The organism is Nocardiopsis moroccensis (assembly GCF_055763695.1).
This window is the reverse complement of record NZ_CP199747.1, coordinates 3,329,614-3,345,542: the sequence shown is the minus strand read 5'-3', so window position 1 is coordinate 3,345,542 and position 15,929 is coordinate 3,329,614. Positions and strand designations below refer to the sequence as shown.

12 protein-coding genes are annotated in these 15,929 nt (G+C 72.1%); 5 read left to right on the top strand and 7 right to left on the bottom strand.

Translation table 11 applies throughout. The features are described 5' to 3' along the window. The first annotated feature begins 119 nt into the window (after positions 1-119). The 3 genes from ACUKCB_RS14855 to ACUKCB_RS14845 all read left to right on the top strand — a co-directional run bounded on the left by ACUKCB_RS14855 (position 120) and on the right by ACUKCB_RS14845 (position 4,420). Complete coding sequence (locus ACUKCB_RS14855) at positions 120-551, top strand: Fur family transcriptional regulator (RefSeq protein WP_191268135.1); 432 nt, start codon at positions 120-122, stop codon at positions 549-551. A 68-nt stretch (positions 552-619) separates the two neighbouring features. Further along, a complete protein-coding gene (gene katG, locus ACUKCB_RS14850; RefSeq protein ID WP_473036208.1) occupies positions 620-2,842 on the top strand; it encodes a catalase/peroxidase HPI in 2,223 nt (740 codons plus the stop codon). A 261-nt stretch (positions 2,843-3,103) separates the two neighbouring features. Further along, positions 3,104-4,420 (top strand): DUF418 domain-containing protein, encoded by a 1,317-nt coding sequence (locus tag ACUKCB_RS14845; protein ID WP_473036207.1) that lies wholly within the window; start codon positions 3,104-3,106, stop codon positions 4,418-4,420. Between the two features lie 387 nt (positions 4,421-4,807). Here the strand turns inward: ACUKCB_RS14845 and ACUKCB_RS14840 are convergent, their stop codons facing one another. From ACUKCB_RS14840 to ACUKCB_RS14830, 3 genes are all read right to left on the bottom strand, one after another. Beyond that, positions 4,808-5,383 carry a snapalysin family zinc-dependent metalloprotease gene (locus ACUKCB_RS14840; protein ID WP_473036206.1) on the bottom strand — a complete coding sequence of 192 codons (576 nt, stop codon included), beginning with the start codon at positions 5,381-5,383 and terminating at the stop codon, positions 4,808-4,810. Positions 5,384-5,500: 117 nt separating this feature from the next. Beyond that, on the bottom strand, positions 5,501-6,349 hold the full coding sequence (locus ACUKCB_RS14835) for an HAD family hydrolase (RefSeq protein ID WP_473036205.1): 849 nt from the start codon (positions 6,347-6,349) through the stop codon (positions 5,501-5,503). A 43-nt stretch (positions 6,350-6,392) separates the two neighbouring features. After that, entirely contained in the window at positions 6,393-9,104 is a 2,712-nt protein-coding gene (locus ACUKCB_RS14830; protein ID WP_473036204.1) for a protein kinase domain-containing protein, read from the bottom strand. A 162-nt stretch (positions 9,105-9,266) separates the two neighbouring features. Between ACUKCB_RS14830 and ACUKCB_RS14825 the strand changes: the two genes are divergently transcribed. Both ACUKCB_RS14825 and ACUKCB_RS14820 read left to right on the top strand, forming a co-directional pair. Next, complete coding sequence (locus ACUKCB_RS14825; protein WP_473036203.1) at positions 9,267-9,677, top strand: ArsR/SmtB family transcription factor; 411 nt, start codon at positions 9,267-9,269, stop codon at positions 9,675-9,677. Continuing rightward, on the top strand, positions 9,674-11,593 hold the full coding sequence (locus ACUKCB_RS14820; RefSeq protein WP_473036202.1) for a heavy metal translocating P-type ATPase: 1,920 nt from the start codon (positions 9,674-9,676) through the stop codon (positions 11,591-11,593). The genes ACUKCB_RS14825 and ACUKCB_RS14820 overlap by 4 nt, the downstream gene beginning before the upstream one ends. 117 nt (positions 11,594-11,710) lie before the next feature. On the opposite strand, the gene ACUKCB_RS14815 is transcribed toward ACUKCB_RS14820, so the two are convergent. From ACUKCB_RS14815 to ACUKCB_RS14800, 4 genes are all read right to left on the bottom strand, one after another. Further along, positions 11,711-12,856: a hypothetical protein gene (locus tag ACUKCB_RS14815; protein WP_473036201.1), complete on the bottom strand. Its 1,146-nt coding sequence runs from the start codon at positions 12,854-12,856 to the stop codon at positions 11,711-11,713. A gap of 252 nt (positions 12,857-13,108) precedes the next feature. Further along, the gene (locus ACUKCB_RS14810; protein ID WP_473036200.1) at positions 13,109-13,789 is read right to left on the bottom strand and encodes a helix-turn-helix domain-containing protein; all 681 of its coding nucleotides are present in this window, start codon (positions 13,787-13,789) and stop codon (positions 13,109-13,111) included. A 177-nt stretch (positions 13,790-13,966) separates the two neighbouring features. Beyond that, complete coding sequence (locus ACUKCB_RS14805) at positions 13,967-15,184, bottom strand: DUF418 domain-containing protein (RefSeq protein WP_473036199.1); 1,218 nt, start codon at positions 15,182-15,184, stop codon at positions 13,967-13,969. Then, on the bottom strand, positions 15,181-15,906 hold the full coding sequence (locus tag ACUKCB_RS14800) for an NAD(P)-dependent oxidoreductase (protein WP_473036197.1): 726 nt from the start codon (positions 15,904-15,906) through the stop codon (positions 15,181-15,183). Before ACUKCB_RS14800 ends, ACUKCB_RS14805 begins: the two co-directional genes overlap by 4 nt. Positions 15,907-15,929: the final 23 nt, after the last annotated feature.

The window sequence follows — 15,929 nt, the reverse complement described above, 5'->3', positions numbered from 1 at the left end:
GTATCCGCCCCGTCCTGGTTCGCCAGGGCGGGGCGGACGCGTGTGCGGATCCGGCCCGGAAGAACTCTGACTGGTTCCATAATTTGACTCATTCCAGAAAACGGGGCAGACTGCTGAGCATGGCAACCTCTTCGGATTTCGAGCAAATGCTGCGCGAGTCCGCTCTGAGGGTGACGAGCCCTCGGTTGGCTGTGCTCTCCGTCGTGCACAGGAACCCACACGCGGACACGGAGTCGATCATCGACCTCGTGCGCGGGGAGCTGGGCGCGGTGTCCGTCCAGGCCGTGTACGACGTGCTCAAGGCGCTGACCGGCGCCGGGCTGGTACGGCGTATCCAACCGCAGGGCTCGGTGGCCCGCTACGAAACGCGGGTCGGAGACAACCATCACCACGTCGTGTGCCGGTCCTGCGGTGCCATAGCGGACGTCGACTGCGCCGTCGGCCACGCACCGTGCCTGACCGCGTCCACCGACCACGGTTTCGCGATCGACGAGGCCGAGGTCGTCTACTGGGGCCTGTGCGCCGATTGCTCCGGCAGCCACAGCTCCTGAACCACATACCTCCTGAACCACACAGCCCCGAAACCGCAAGGTTCACCCCTTCCCTGTTAAGGAAGTCGATGTCTGAGAACAACGAGGTCGTTGCACCCACCCCGCCGCAGGCCGGCGGCTGCCCGGTCGCGCACGGCGACCAGACCCCGCACCCCACCCTGGGTGACGGCAACCGCGCCTGGTGGCCCAACCAGCTCAACCTGAAGATCCTCGCCAAGAACACCCCCGTGTCGAACCCGCTCGGTGAGGGCTTCGACTACGCGAAGGCCTTCGAGGCGCTGGACCTGGACGCGGTGAAGGCGGACATCGCCGCTCTCCTGACGGACTCCCAGGACTGGTGGCCCGCGGACTTCGGGCACTACGGCCCGCTCATGATCCGCATGGCCTGGCACAGCGCCGGCACCTACCGCTCGCACGACGGCCGCGGCGGCGGCAGCGCCGGTCAGCAGCGCTTCGCCCCGCTGAACAGCTGGCCCGACAACGGCAACCTGGACAAGGCCCGCCGCCTGCTCTGGCCCGTGAAGAAGAAGTACGGCCAGAACATCTCCTGGGCGGACCTGTTCATCCTCACCGGCAACGTCGCCCTCGAGTCGATGGGCTTCGAGACCTTCGGCTTCGGCGGCGGCCGTGAGGACGTCTGGGAGCCGGAGGCCGACGTCTACTGGGGCCCCGAGACCACCTGGCTCGACGACCAGCGCTACAGCGGGGACCGTGAGCTGGACAAGCCCCTGGCCGCCGTCCAGATGGGCCTCATCTACGTCAACCCGGAGGGCCCCAACGGCAACCCGGACCCGCTGGCCGCCGCCCGCGACATCCGTGAGACGTTCGGCCGCATGGGCATGAACGACGAGGAGACCGTCGCGCTCATCGCCGGCGGCCACACCTTCGGCAAGACCCACGGTGCCGCCCCGGACAGCAACGTCGAGGCCGAGCCCGAGCGCGCCGGCCTGGAGATGCAGGGCCTGGGCTGGAAGAACAACCACGGCACCGGCAAGGCCGGCGACGCCATCACCTCCGGCCTCGAGGTCACCTGGACCACCACTCCCGCCCAGTGGAGCGAGGGCTTCTTCAAGAACCTCTTCGAGTTCGAGTACGAGCTCACCAAGAGCCCGGCCGGCGCCAACCAGTGGGTCGCCAAGGACGCCGAGGAGATCATCCCCGACGCCCACGTCCCCGGCAAGAAGCACAAGCCGACCATGCTCACCACCGACCTGTCGCTGCGCGTCGACCCGGTCTACGAGCAGATCTCGCGCCGCTTCTACGAGGATCACCAGGCCTTCAAGGACGCCTTCGCCCGCGCCTGGTTCAAGCTGACCCACCGCGACATGGGCCCGAAGGTCCGCTACCTCGGCTCCGAGGTCCCGGCCGAGGACCTCATCTGGCAGGACCCGCTGCCCGCCCGGGAGGGCGAGGTCATCGGTGACGCGGAGATCGCCGCCCTGAAGGCGCGGATCGCCGAGTCCGACCTGTCCGTCGCCCAGCTGGTGTCCACCGCCTGGGCCTCGGCCTCGACCTACCGCGACAGTGACAAGCGCGGCGGCGCCAACGGCGCGCGCATCCGCCTCGCACCGCAGATCGACTGGGAGGTCAACAACCCGGCCGAGCTGCGCGGCGTGCTCGCCGAGCTGGAGGGCATCGCCAAGGAGTTCAACGCCTCCTCGGAGAAGAAGGTCTCCCTCGCCGACCTGATCGTCCTCGCCGGCGGTGTCGGTGTGGAGCAGGCGGCCAAGGCCGCCGGCCAGGACGTCACCGTCCCGTTCACCCCGGGCCGCGTGGACGCCACCGAGGAGCACACCGACGTCGACCAGTTCGCCTACCTGGAGCCGGTCGCGGACGGTTTCCGCAACTACTACGGCAAGGACAACCGGCTTCCCGCCGAGTACCTGCTGCTGGACCGCGCGAACCTGATCGGCCTCAGCGCCCCGGAGACCACCGTCCTGGTGGGCGGCCTGCGTGTGCTGGGCGCCAACTTCGACAACTCGGACCTGGGCGTCTTCACCGACAGGCCGGGCGCGCTGACGAACGACTTCTTCGTCAACCTGCTCGACCTGGGCACCAACTGGTTCCCGACCGGTGAGACCTCCGAGACCTCGGAGACCTTCGTCGCCAAGGACGACTCCGGCGCGGTCAAGTGGACCGGCAGCCGCGTCGACCTGGTGTTCGGCTCCAACTCCGAGCTGCGCGCCGTGGCCGAGGTGTACGCCTGCGACGACGCCAAGGAGAAGTTCGTCCAGGACTTCGTCGCCGCGTGGAACAAGGTCATGAACGCCGACCGGTTCGACCTGGTCTAGTTCACGGACCGGGTCCCGCCCCGGGCTCCCGGAGCTCCCAGGGCGTCGATCCCCGGGTCCACAGGACCCCGACCGGCCCGACCTGCACAGGTCGGGCCGGTCCTTTCTGTATGCGGTCCCCGCCGGGGCCACCAGTGACACCGCGTCACGGGTCCCACCTCGGAAATGTCACGGGAGAACGGTGACGCGGCCGCACTGCCCCCGGGCGGTGCCGTTGGGTGAGAGTGGCGTCATGACGCCGACGACCTGGAGCACGACACCATGACCACCCGCCGTGACGGACACCCGCGTTCCGCTCCCGGTGCCGCAGCCCCAGCGCACCCGAACCGGGGGCGCTCGACCCCGGTCGCGGAGCGGGTCCTGGCGCCGGACCTCGCCCGTGGCATGATGCTGCTGCTGATCGCCCTGGCCCACGTGCCGTGGTTCATCTACGCCGCCCCCTCGGGTTCGGCGCTGCTGCACCCCACCGGCGGCAACCTCGCCGACCGGATAGCCCAGGTCCTGACGATGATCGTCGTGGACGCCCGCACGCACACCATGTTCGCCTTCCTCTTCGCCTACGGCATCGGGCAGATGTACACCCGCCAGAGAGCACGCGGAACGAGCCGGAGGCAGGCCCGAAGGCTGCTGCGCACCCGGCACCTGTGGCTGCTCGCCTTCGGCGCGGTGCACGCCCTCCTGCTGTGGCAGGGCGACATCCTGGGGACCTACGGCCTCATCGGCCTGATCATGATGCCGCTGTTCTTCGACCGCAGCGACCGCACGCTCAAGGTCTGGGTGGTCGTCCTCCTGGCCCTGGGCGCACTGCTCAGCGTCCTCACGGTGCTCTCGGCCATCGTGGCGCCCCCGGCCGAGACCGCGGTCACGGCGGCCGACCTCCAGAGGACCAGCATCGCCGAGACCGGCTACCTGCTCTCCGCCGTGATCCGCTTCCCCACCTGGCTTTTCGGGCTGTTCTCCGGCCTGTTCACCCTCGCCCTGCCCACGGCCTTCCTGATGGGGCTCCTCGCGGCACGGCACCGGATCCTGGAGGAGCCCTCACGCCATCTGCCGCTGCTTCGGCGGGTCGCGATCGCGGGCGTCTCCGTAGGTTGGGCCGCCGGGCCGGCGCTCGGCCTCCAGCACGTGGGCGCCGTCGACATCGGCGACGAGACGCTGCTCTCCTCGGTGCACTTCTACACCGGGACCTTCGCCGGGGTGGGTTACGCGGCTCTCTTCGGGCTCATCGCGCACCGGATCACCACCCGGGGCACCCGGGACAGCCTTCCCGCCCGGGGACTGCTCGCCCTCGGCCGCCGCTCCCTCAGCGGCTACCTCGCCCAGTCGGTGGTCTTCGCGCCGTTCCTGGCGGCCTGGGGTCTGGGGCTGGGCGTGCACCTGTCGAGCTGGTCGGCGGTGCTGGTCGCCCTCGCCACCTGGCTGCTCACGGTGGTGGCGGCGCTGTGGATGGACCGGGTGGGCATGCGCGGCCCGGCGGAGACCCTGCTGCGCAGGCTCACCTATCGCGGGGCGATCCGGAACGAGACAGCGCCCGGTGTGACCAGCTCGTTCCCGGTGACGAGAGGCGACGCGGGCTGACCGAGGTCCGCTCCGGATCCGGAGGAGCGCCGGCCCTCGCCTCGGCGGCGTCCCTTCCTGGATCGGAGGACGGGCACGCCCCAGCCGTGGTCGCCCTGGCCGACGTCGGTACGGCGGGCACCCGGGTCGAGCGGGCGGCGGACCTCCTCGTCCCGTTCCCTGTCGGCGGGGTTCCGGTCAGGTGGTGCGCCGAGTGGCGGGCCCGGCGGCAACGGTTCCCCGTTTCGACGAAGGGGACCCACCCCGGGCCCGCGGATCGTTCGGGAGCGCGGCGTGCCAGCCACGGGCGGGCTTCGGCACCGACCCGCTGAGGGGATCGACGCCGAAGGCCGTTTGCTCCGTGTTCGCTGGTCCGCGCTCGCTCTGCGCAGGTTGGCCCGTGCTTGTTCAGGCGCGGTCGACCAGGAGCCGTCCGTCGGTGGCTCGCTGGCCCGCCATGCCGCTGCCGTAGTTGGCGTCGACCCGCCGGCGCTCGGAGGCGTTGGGCTCGGGGTTGGCGCAGCCCACACCGCCGGTGGAACCCGACATCAGCGACGAGCACGGGCCGGGCTTGGCGTCAGGCAGGCCCAGGCTGTGGCCGAGCTCGTGCGCGGCGATCCGCACCGCGTCGTAGCCTTCGGTGGTGCCCTGGCGGCCCATCCAGACGGTGACCCGGCCGCCCGGCCGAACCGGGCCCAGGTGGGCGCGGGGCCAGCCGTCGTCGGCGATGACCCTGATCTCCGCGTGCTGTCCGGAGGACGCCGGCTCCAGGCGGACGTTGCTGACGCTGGAGTTCCACACGGCCACGGCCGAGGCGACGGCGGAGGTGTACTCCGCGGCCCGGCTGGAGTCGTAGTACAGGATGGTCTGGTTCAGCGGTCGGGACTGCTCCGCGGATACCGCGGTCGCCGGGGCGGTGCTCACCAGCGTCAGTGCCAGTGCGCTCAGTGCGATCAGAAGGGGCGAGAGGATACGTCTCAGCATGCGGGGGCTCCCAGGGGTGAGGGTGCTGACGCCTTCCGTGACCCGGTGGGGTCGGGCTGATGCTATGTGTAGTGACGTATCGCCACAAGACGTGCTTGACCCTCAAATTTCGGTGCTTTACCGGTGGGGTGTCCGTCGACCCGTGCGGAGTCCGGAACCGATCGAGGGTGGATCTGTCGCAGGGCCACCGGAGGGCTCGGGGTTCGTCGGAGCTCTCGCCACGCGGGCGGTTTCGCCGCGCCCCCGGGTCCCCGTCACCCGGAAGCCGCCCGACCTGTGCAGGTCGGGCCGGTTCTGTTGTGTCCGGTGCCGCGGCCGCCAGTCGACACGCACCCACTGTTCCGGTCCGGTGAGCTGTGCGCGCAGACTCTCCACGGTGGCTTCGGGCAGGTTGACCAGGACGGCGGTGCGGGCCAGGTCCAGCATCGGGCCGTCGGAGGCGCTGTCGCTGTAGGCTGCGGCGATCTCGCCGCCCACACCGGACCGGAGGAGCATCTCGACCTTGCGGGCGCCGTAGCAGTGGCGGTTCGCGACCAGGCCGCCCCCGCGCCGCCTCAGGGTGGAGGCGACCACCCGGATCCGCGGGTCGATCGCGCGGCACAGCGGAACGGCGAGCTGTTCTGCGCAGGCGGTCACGACCGCGACGCCGTCTTCCGCCGCGAAGTGTCGGGCCAGGGCCGCCTCGCCGTCCGGTACGAGTCGTCCGCGTACGTCGAGCCGGCGCAGGTAGTCCCGGACGATCCGGTCCAACCGGGTGTCGCTCACCCCGACCGTGCCCAGCCACAGCAGGACCGACCCTGCGTGAACACGCCAGACGCGGCGGGTGAACACGGCTGCGACCAGGGGTGAGAGCAGCACGGCCGCCGTGGCCCGGACGGGGTTGCGTCGTAGCAGGTGAAGGGTGAACCGCGCGAACGAGTCGTGGTCGAGCAGGGTGTCGTCGAGGTCGAACAGCGCCCAGGACACGGTCATCTCCTCGTCAGGACGGGGCGGTCGGGCCCGGGCGGTCTCAGGACTGGTCGGTCGGGAGCGCGAACCCGGTGGCGGCCTCCAGGTCCCCGTCCAGGAGGGTGAGCGAGTCCGGGCCCACTCCGGCGAGCGGGTGCGCCGCGACCAGGACGCCCTCGCCGGAGGGCGGTGTCTGTGCGGCCCGGTACTGGACCGTGTCGGTCCACTGCTCGTCCAGCGTCTCCCCGTTCCGGTCCCACCTGCGCAGGAAGCCGTGGAACCGGCTCACGTGGCCCGCGGCGACGATCGTGTCGCCGTCGTCAGCGATGGAAAGCGACGTGATCCAGGGATTGGCCTCCGGGTCCAACTCGGGGTGGCCTCCGGAGTTGTCGAACGTCACCTCGAAGCTCTCCGGCCCCGCCTGGGACCAGGGTTCCCACAGCAGGAGGTGCTCGTAGGAGGCGGTGGCGACGACACCGTCGGTGATCGCCATCGGGCCGGAGAGGCTGCCCGACCACTCCCGTAGTTCGGGGACGCCGGGCACGGGCTCCCCCGTGGCCGCGTTCCACACCGCGAGCCCGGAGGTCAGCGCCGCGATCAGCAACTCCCCGTCCGGTGAGGTGCCCAGGTCCTGCACGCTCCCCTGGAGGCCCTCCCCGTCCTCCGGGATCTCCCTGCTGTAGAGCTGCTCCCCGGTGCGTGTCTCGTAGGCGGTCACCCGGTTCCTCCCCGGCCCGGACACCAGGCCGGTTCCCACGAACAGCGTCTCCGCGTCGGGGGAGAGCGCCAGGGGCGCACCGCTGCGGAACGCCTCGGGAAGCCTGATGTGGTGCTCCTCGTCCTCCTCGAGGTCCCAGACCACGACCGTGGACTTGGCGCCGGAGGAGTGGCCCCCGTCCTGGACAGCCAGCGTGGTTCCGTCCCGGTCCGTCACGAGCTTCGAACGCCCCAGGGAACGGGAGTCCGCGTCGACCAACTGCTCGGTCGGCCCGGACCCGTCCGTCTCGTACAGGTGCACACCCACACTGGACAGGACGGCGAAGCGGTCCTCGTCCAGGAAGGCGACCTCCTGGATCTCGGCGGGTTCGGCCGGCTCGGGGGCCGTTGAGGTGCCGGGGTCTCGGGCGGGTGCCGGTGAGCTCTCCTCGGAGACCCGCCCGTCGGCTCCGGTGGCACCGGGCGCGTCCTCGGCGTCCCCCAGGTTCAGCACGACGATCAGAGCCACCAGCAGGGACAGTACGGAGATCGCGGCGCCCCGGGCCGCCCCGGCGGAGGAACGGCGCGGTTCCGGGGCCCGTTTCACGACACGATGGGCGTCGGGCACCGCCGAGGGGGCGTTACGGGCCGGAGCCGGGGCGTCCCGCCCCACCGCCGCAGACGGGGCCGACCGTTCGGCTGCCTGCGTGCCGCCGGTTCCCCGCGGGTCGCGGGGGCCTTCGCCCGCGCCGGACCGTTCGGGTTCCGGGTCTCCCGCGGACGGTTTCGCCGTCCCTGCGGGGGAGCGGTGCCCTCCCGTGTCCTCGGTTCCCTCAGGCCTACGGGACCCGCCGGATCCTCCGGTCCGCCTGGCCCAGGCCGGGAGTTCGGGCTGTTCGCCGCTCCCACCTCGCCAGGGCTTCCTGTCGCTCGGATGTTCCGCGGCAGCGGGGGACTCCTCGCTTTCCCGGGACTCCTCGGCTCCGGGGGTTCCTCCGTCCCTCCGGGGTCCCTCATCCTCCCGGGGGCTCTCGACTCCGCGCGGTTCCTCGGCACCGCCGGTCCCGGATTCGGCCGGTTTCCCGTCCTGAGCAGGTTCTTCCGCAGCTCCGGGAGCCCGGGGCCCCGGCTCCTCTCCGGTGCCCTCCTCCGCGAGGGTCCGCGTGGGCAGCATCCGGGTCGCCGCGACCGTGTCCAGGACTCTCGTGGCGACGGCCTCGGGCAGCCACTCGGTGGGGTCGTCGTCGCCTCGTGGCAGTGCGGTACCGGCCAGTTCGGCCAGTACCGATCCCAGTTCGGGACGGTCCCCGGGGTCCTTGGCCAGGCAGGAGGTGACCAGGGGGCGGATCTTCTCCGGTACCCCGTCCAGGTCGGGTTCCTCGTTGACGACCCGGTAGAGCAGGGCGGGGGCGCTGCCGGTGCCGAAGGGTTGGCGGCCGGTGGCGGCGAACAGCAGCACGCCGCCGAAGGCGAACAGGTCGCTGCGCGGGCCCAGGTGGGCGCCGGTGGCCTGTTCGGGCGACATGTAGGCGGGGGTGCCCAGGGTCTGCCCGGTGCGGGTCAGGGCGGTGGCGTCGGTGGCGCGGGCGATGCCGAAGTCGATGACCTGGGGCCCGCGCGGGGAGAGCAGGACGTTGGCGGGTTTGAGGTCGCGGTGGACCAGCCCGACCGAGTGGATGGCCGCCAGCGCCTCGGCCAGGCCGGCGGCCAGGGCGCGCAGCGAGTCCTCGGGGAAGGGTCCGCTCTCGCGTACCGCCTCGTGCAGGGCCGGTCCGGCGATGTACTCGGTGGCCAGCCACGGGCGCGGGCCGTCGGTGTCGGCGGCCAGGACCCGGGCGGTGTAGGTGCCCCGCACCCGTCGGGCGAGGTCGACCTCACCGGTGAACCGGGCCCGGAACTCCCGGTCCTCGGCGTACTCGGTCCGGATGGCCTTGACCGCGGCCAGGTCGTCCCCGTCACCGTCGGCGCCGTCGACGGCGACCGCGAGGAAGACGACGCCCATACCGCCCTCGCCGATCCGGCGCAGCAGCCGGTAGGGCCCGAGTTCTCGGGGGTCGTCAGGGCGCAGGGGTTTCATGGGCCGTTTCCGCTTACGAGGGGATTCAAAGGGAGGGTAGCGGATGTGCGGCTTCCGGTGTCTGGTGGCCTCGCCCCGAGCGCGGCCGCCAGGGTGCGCGGGTAACGGGCGGCGTCCACCTCGGGGTTGGCGCCCGGCGGCAGGTGGACTTAGTATCTGCGTATGAGCGCAGGTACGCATGAATGCAGTCTTGATGAGAACAGCCCCTACGTGGAGTACGCCGTGGAGATCCTCACCCTGCTGGCCGACGCCACCCGGGTGCGGATCATCCTGGCCCTGCGCGGGGGCGAGCTGTCGGTGAACGAGCTGGCCGAACGCCTGGACAGGCCCGGCCCAGCGATCTCCCAGCACCTGGCCAAGCTCCGTATGGGTCGCGTCGTGGCCTACCGTCGCGAGGGCAACCGGATGTACTACAGCCTGGCCAACGAACACGCCCGCAAGCTGGTCGCCGACGCCGTCTTCCAGGCCGAACACGCCCTGGAGGTCGAGCCCGCCCACCACCGGGCCCGGGCCGCGGACCCGGAGCGCACCGGCCGCGACCACACCGGCCGGGCACAGGGCGGCCACCCGTGACCACAGCCCCGACCGCGTCCACCGCCCGAACCCGGGACCACCTGGCCCGACCGCCCTCGCTGCCGGCCACCGGCGTCCGACTCGCCGAGGTGCGCTGGGCCGCCGCCGCACTGGCCCTGTTCCTGGTCGGCTGGGCCGCCCAACTCCTGGACGCCCCCGCCTGGCTGTGGTGGGGCCTGTACCTGACCTGCTACGCCACCGGCGGATGGGAGTCGGCCCTGTCCGGGCTGCGCGCCCTCAGGGAGCGCACCCTGGACGTGGACCTGCTGATGATCGTCGCCGCCGTCGCCGCCGCCTCCATCGGCCAGGTCTTCGACGGGGCCCTGCTCATCGTCATCTTCGCCACCTCCGGCGCCCTGGAGGCCGTGGTCACCCAACGCACGGCCGACTCCGTGAACGCCCTGTTGAACCTGGCCCCCGAACGCGCCGTACGACTCCACCGGACCCCGGACGGTGAGCACGAGGAGGTCGTGGAGACCTCCCGGCTCCGGGTCGGCGACACCGTCCTGGTCCGCCCGGGCGAACGCGTGGGCGCCGACGGCACCGTCACCGAGGGCTTCAGCGAGGTCGACCAGCAGGCGATCACCGGTGAGTCGGTGCCCGTTCCGCGCCGTGTCGGCGAGGGGGTGCTCTCGGGCACGATCAACGGCACCGGAGCCCTGCGCGTCCGTGTGGACCGGCCGGCCGGGGAGTCGGTCATCGCCCGGATCGTGACCCTGGTCGAGGAGGCCTCGGCCACCAAGGCCCGCACCCAGCTGTTCATCGAGAGGATCGAGCAGCGCTACTCCGCCCTGGTGGTGGCGGCCACCCTGTTGGTGCTCGGTATCCCCCTGCTGTTCCTGGGGCACGACTTCGAGGCCGCGCTGCTCCGCGCGATCGTGTTCATGATCGTGGCCTCCCCGTGCGCGGTGGTGCTGTCCACGATGCCGCCGCTGCTGGCCTCGATCGCCAACGCGGGACGCCACGGAGTCCTGGTCAAGTCCGCCACCGTCATGGAACAGATCGGCCGCGTCGACCTGGTGGCCTTCGACAAGACCGGCACGCTCACCCGGGGCGAACCCCGGGTCACCGGGGTGGAGCCCGAACCTGGGCACACCGCCGACCAGGTCCTGGCCCCGGCCGCGGCGGCCGAGCGCAACAGCGAACACCCCCTGGCCCGCGCCATCCGGGCCCACGCCGAACACCGGGATGTGGCCGTGCCGTCCCGGGTGGAGGACTTCGAGTCCCTGCCGGGTACCGGGGTGAGCGCGACGGTGGACGGCTCCCGGGTCCGGGTCGAACGCGCCCCCGCCGACGCCGAGGGCCCGGCGAGCACCCGGGTCCTCGTCTGGGTCGACGGGCGGGTGCGGGGTCGGATCACCCTGGCCGACGCCCTGCGCCCCGAGGCCGCCCGGACGGTGGCCGAGGTGGGCGCGCTCACCGCCCAGCCGGTACACCTGCTCACCGGGGACAACGCCGCCACCGCCGCACACGTGGCCCGGGCCGCCGGTGTCGACCGGGTGCACGCCGACCTCCTCCCCCAGGACAAGGCCGCGCTGGTCAAGGAGAGGGAGGACGCGGGCACCCGGGTGCTCCTGGTGGGCGACGGCATCAATGACGCCCCCGCGATGGCCGCGGCCACCACCGGTGTGGCCATGGGCCGTCGCGGTTCCGACCTGGCGCTGGACACCGCCGACGCCGTCGTGGTGCGCGACGACCTGTCGACCCTGCCCCGGCTGATCAGCCTGTCCCGCAGGGCCCGCCGGTTCGTGGTCGCGAACCTGTGCATCGCGGGCACCTTCATCGTGGTGCTGGTGACCTGGGACCTGGCGGGAACACTGCCGCTGGCACTGGCCGTGGCCGGACACGAGGGGTCCACCGTCGTCGTCGCCCTCAACGGCCTCCGACTGCTGCGCGAACGTGCCTGGACACGGTGAACCGGGGTGGTGGCCCCGGGACGGACCGTGCCGGGGCCACCTCCGTCGGGGCGCCGGTAACGCTGGAGGCCGTCCGTACCGCTGGAGACCGGCCCCGGTCGGAGCGGATGCCGGGCGTCAGAGCTCGCCCCGGGGCACGTCCAGCCCGGCGCCCAGTTCGAGTGCGGCCAGGGTCAGCTCGACCAGTTCCTCCTCCAACGGTTCCAGGGAGGCGGCGTCCACGAAGACGCGCAGCGCCCCGGGGACGTGGGTGTGCAGGGCCCGCCGTACCAGTGGCAGGCCCGCCCGGTCCCGGAGGGTGGCGACGCTGCCCGGGTCGGTGTGCTCCTGCACCGCGCCGAGGGCGACCGCGGTGTTCCACGCGCCCAGTAGCAGGTCGGGACGCACGGCTGCGGCCAGGGCGGCCGCGCCGGAGGTGACCCCCAAAGCCCGGCGCGAGCTGTCCTGGTCCAGGCCCCAGTCGGCCAGGACCCCTTCGGTGGGCCGGTGCGCGGTGGGCACGTCCTCGGCGGTGTCGATGACGATCGCGTTGCCGGTGTTCCAGGCGTAGAAGGGCAGGAGCCGTGGCAGGTCGAGCACGGAGGTATCGAAGGGGACGTCGGGGACGGCGGTGAAGCAGGCCGAGCGCCGTACCCCCTGGCCGGTGTTGCCGGTCAGGCTCGGCAGGTCGTCGTGTTCGACCAGGTTGGGGACCATCGTCAGGGTGCGCACGCCGCGTTCGCGCAGCAGGCGCAGCAGTGCCCGGTCGTCGGGTTCCTCGTCGCCGTCTCCGCCATCGTTTCCTTTCGCCATCTGTTCGGCGATCTCGGCGGTCAGGGCGCTGGGCATCGCCAGGGCCGGCGAGGGCATGTAGGGGTTGATCACCGGTACCGCGCTGATTTCGGAGAAGACCGCCATCCGGGCCAGGACCGCTGTGCGCGAACCCCATTCGACGAAGAAGGACAGGGCCGCGTCCGGGTGCAGGCGGCAGCACTCCAGCACGGAGGCGGGCAGGTCCTTGGCCGGCAGGACGTCGTCCTGGAGGAGGAGGTGGTGGGTGCTGGTGTCGGGGGTGGCGCGGGAGAGCGCGGCGGCCGCGGTCCGCAGCGAACTCGGCGGCGCGTCGGGGTAGGGGTCGAAGACCGCCTCGGCACCGGGGAGGGAGAGTTCGGCCAGGACGCGTTCGGCCTCGGAGGAGCGGGAGGGATGCGCCATGACCGTGGCGTTGAGGGAGAGGGGCGGGTTTTCCGAGCCGGATTCTTCGGAATTCTGAGCAGAAGCCATTACCTGATTTTATCGAGCGGGACCGCCGGAGGGACAGCGGTTCCGCCGGACCGGACCGGGCCGTTCAAAGACCCTGGTCGCCTCGCCCCGGCGGAACCTGACTCGGCGGAAGGAAATACCCGACCGGCGAAAAATACCCGTACCACCTGCGTTCAGAACGGCCGCTTCCGTTTTCCCGAACCACCTTTGGAACGGCTGCCGAAACCCCTGGGGCCCCTCACGAGCAGCCCCACGGCTGCGCGTCCGCGCCCGTCACCCGGAGGTCCGGCCGCTCACCTCACGCCCGCTGACCCTGTCCGGGGCGACCCGGACGAAGAGGTCGCGGTCGCCTCCCGCCCACGGCCGGACGCGGGCGCCGGAGCGGAGCGCGGCCGCCTCGGCCTCGTCGGTGACCGCTGCGGCACGACCGACCAGAAGGACGCTCCACCCCTCACTCGTCGCACCGTCGACCCGGTCGACCTCGAAGGCGGCGTCCCCCGGGAGGTGCTCGGCGATCACCCCGTGGTCCTCGGTGCGAAACACCACGGAGCCGTCCCGGACGAGGTAGTTCACCGGGAGGATGGTCGGCGCCGAGTCGCCCTCGGGGACGAAGCCGATCCGTCCCACGCCTCCCGGGCCGATGAGTTCCATGCACCTGTCGGGGGACAGCGTGTGCGTCTCCGGGAGCGGCGCCGCTGTGGTCGCCGCACCCGGCGGCACGTCGGTGTCCGTGCCCAGCAGGCGGTCCTGGCTGGTGTTCAGCGCACGGGCGAGCCGGTACAGCGACTCCCTGGGCATCCGTGGCGCATGCTTCTCCAGATAGGCCACGTATCCCGGATCCATGCCGGCCGAATCCGCGACCTCCTCCCGGGTCAGCCCGAGTTCCTCCCTGCGCGCCGCGGCCCTGCGTCCGAGGTCGCTTCCTCCGTGCCCGACACTGCCCTCGCGTCCCACGGCACGCCTCCCTTCCTGGTCACGGGGGTTTCCGCCCCCGTACTGTCCGCATCTGAACCCCTACCCGTATCCGTGCGCGGTGGCACGGGCCGTTGGGGGGAGAGAGGAGGCCACCCGCATGGTGCCCCCGGTGTCCTTCGTCCGGGAACGGCTCCTCGGCCGGGGGCCCGCCCGTTCTCAGGAGGCGGCGGGAGCCCCGCGGGGGCGCCTGTCGCGGCGGACGAGGGCGCGCAGCAGCCGTTCCGCGGGGCCGGGCCTGCCCGTGTGCTCCAGGACTGCCGCGAGGACCAGGGTGAACAGCCACACGGCCACCGCCACGAGTACGGCCTGCCACTGCGCCAGGACGCCGCCGAGCCCGAGTCCCCACGCGCACAGCAGCGGCGCGAAGAGCACCGACTGCAGCAGGTAGCCGGACAGGGACCTCCTGCCCAGGGCGCTGAGGGCCCGCACGGGACCCCGGTGGGCCCGCGCCGCCGACAGGCGCGCCGCGAGGAGGGCGATCAGCGCCACGTAGCCGAACGCCGCGAACAGCCCGGTGAGGCCGTTGAACATGAGCGGCGTCCACACCGGGACGTCCCATGCTCCGTGCTGCACGAGCACGGAGGGGACCGCGCCGAGCCACCCCGCGGTGATGCCGGTGACCGCCACGACCGACAGCAATGGCCGGTGCCGCTCGGAGGACTCCAGGATCCGGTGCCGGGCGCAGAGGACCGCGGTGAGGACGGCCACCGGTACGACGAGCCCCAGCACGCCCTGGCCGACTGTCAGAAGCAGCCACATCCGGAGCCGGGGCAGGACCGAGTCGGTGTACGGGGTGAGGGCGGCGAACTGCGGCATCGCTCCCTCGGACAGCACGGCCCCCGCGGCCGGGGCGGCCGCCCCGGCCGCCAGGGTGAGCACGGACAGGAGCCCGAGCAGACCGCCGAGCACCAGGGCCCACACGGCCAGGGTCCGGTTCGACCGGCGCAGGAACAGCCCGGCCACGACGAGGCCGATCAGCCCGTAGGCGCCGAGTACGTCCCCGTGCCACAGCAGCGCGGCGTGCACCGCGCCGAAGGCGAGCAGCCACAGGTGCCGCGACTGGAGGGACCGGCGTGCGTCCGCCTCGTCCTGGCCGGCCGTGCGCCGTCTGGTGTAGGCCTGCCAGATGCCGTAGCCGAAGAGGAAGGCGAACAGCGGGTAGCTCCGCCCGTCGACGGCGACGATCGAGACGCCCTGCCAGAGGGCGTCGGGCCCCGTGGCGTCGGCACGGTGGGCGGAGACCGCTGGGGTCGGCGCTCCGTAGAGGTACCAGGACACGTTGGCCAACGCGATGAACAGGAGCATGATCCCGCGGGCGAGGTCGGGCGCGAGGGCGCGTTCCGCCGGGCCGGGGGAGTGGTCGTGGCCGGTCATGGTCCGGTCGCTCCCCGCTCCGCTTCGGCGGCGTGGGCCAGGGCGCTGGGGGAGCGGCGGCCGACGATCGCCGGCGCCTCGTGCACGAGGGTGTCGTCGGTGAGCGCCTCGACCATGAACAGCGCGAAGTCCACCCGCCGGGTCAGGTTGCCGGCCAGGACCGGGTCCCCGACGTGGCGGCTCCACACGGGCAGCCCCTGGCTGTCACCCTCCTCGAGGTCGCTGCCTCGGACGACGGTCCACCGCCGGTCGCTGGCGAAGATCCGTCGGCACGCCTCCACCTGGTCGTTCACGTCGACCGCGCGCACCAGACGGGCCAGCGGGGTGACGATCCGCAGCGCCAGCCTGAGCTTCCAGGAGTACCGGTCCCCGCCGTCCCGGCTGATGTGCCAGCCGCAGGAGAAGACCAGGCGTGCGTCGGGTTCGGCGTGGTCGAGTACCGCCTGGGCGGTACCGGACGAGTACTGCTGCACCCCCCAGGGCACGAGCACGGTCAGCACCCCGTCGCATCCGGCCACGGCCCGCCGGATCACCTCCGGATCGTTGGTGGAGCCGGGGACGACGGTGATCCGGTCGGCGAACTCGGAGAGTTTGGGGACGCTGCGTTCGCGGCAGACGCCGACGACCTCCAGACCCCGGTCGAGCGCGTGGCGCACCATGTACCGCCCGAGTTTGCCCGAGGCCCCGATGACGCAGATCCTTCGCACCGGTGTCGTACCCATGTTCCGACCCTCCCTCTCATCCT

What these genes read in the sequence shown, in the direction of transcription:
- ACUKCB_RS14855 (WP_191268135.1), top strand. Translation starts at nt 120, where the DNA reads ATGGCAACCTCTTCGGATTTCGAGCAAATGCTGCGCGAGTCCGCTCTG.
- katG (WP_473036208.1), top strand. Translation starts at nt 620, where the DNA reads ATGTCTGAGAACAACGAGGTCGTTGCACCCACCCCGCCGCAGGCCGGC.
- ACUKCB_RS14845 (WP_473036207.1), top strand. Translation starts at nt 3,104, where the DNA reads ATGACCACCCGCCGTGACGGACACCCGCGTTCCGCTCCCGGTGCCGCA.
- ACUKCB_RS14840 (WP_473036206.1), bottom strand. Translation starts at nt 5,383, where the DNA reads ATGCTGAGACGTATCCTCTCGCCCCTTCTGATCGCACTGAGCGCACTG.
- ACUKCB_RS14830 (WP_473036204.1), bottom strand. Translation starts at nt 9,104, where the DNA reads ATGAAACCCCTGCGCCCTGACGACCCCCGAGAACTCGGGCCCTACCGG.
- ACUKCB_RS14825 (WP_473036203.1), top strand. Translation starts at nt 9,267, where the DNA reads ATGAGCGCAGGTACGCATGAATGCAGTCTTGATGAGAACAGCCCCTAC.
- ACUKCB_RS14815 (WP_473036201.1), bottom strand. Translation starts at nt 12,856, where the DNA reads ATGGCTTCTGCTCAGAATTCCGAAGAATCCGGCTCGGAAAACCCGCCC.
- ACUKCB_RS14805 (WP_473036199.1), bottom strand. Translation starts at nt 15,184, where the DNA reads ATGACCGGCCACGACCACTCCCCCGGCCCGGCGGAACGCGCCCTCGCG.
- ACUKCB_RS14800 (WP_473036197.1), bottom strand. Translation starts at nt 15,906, where the DNA reads ATGGGTACGACACCGGTGCGAAGGATCTGCGTCATCGGGGCCTCGGGC.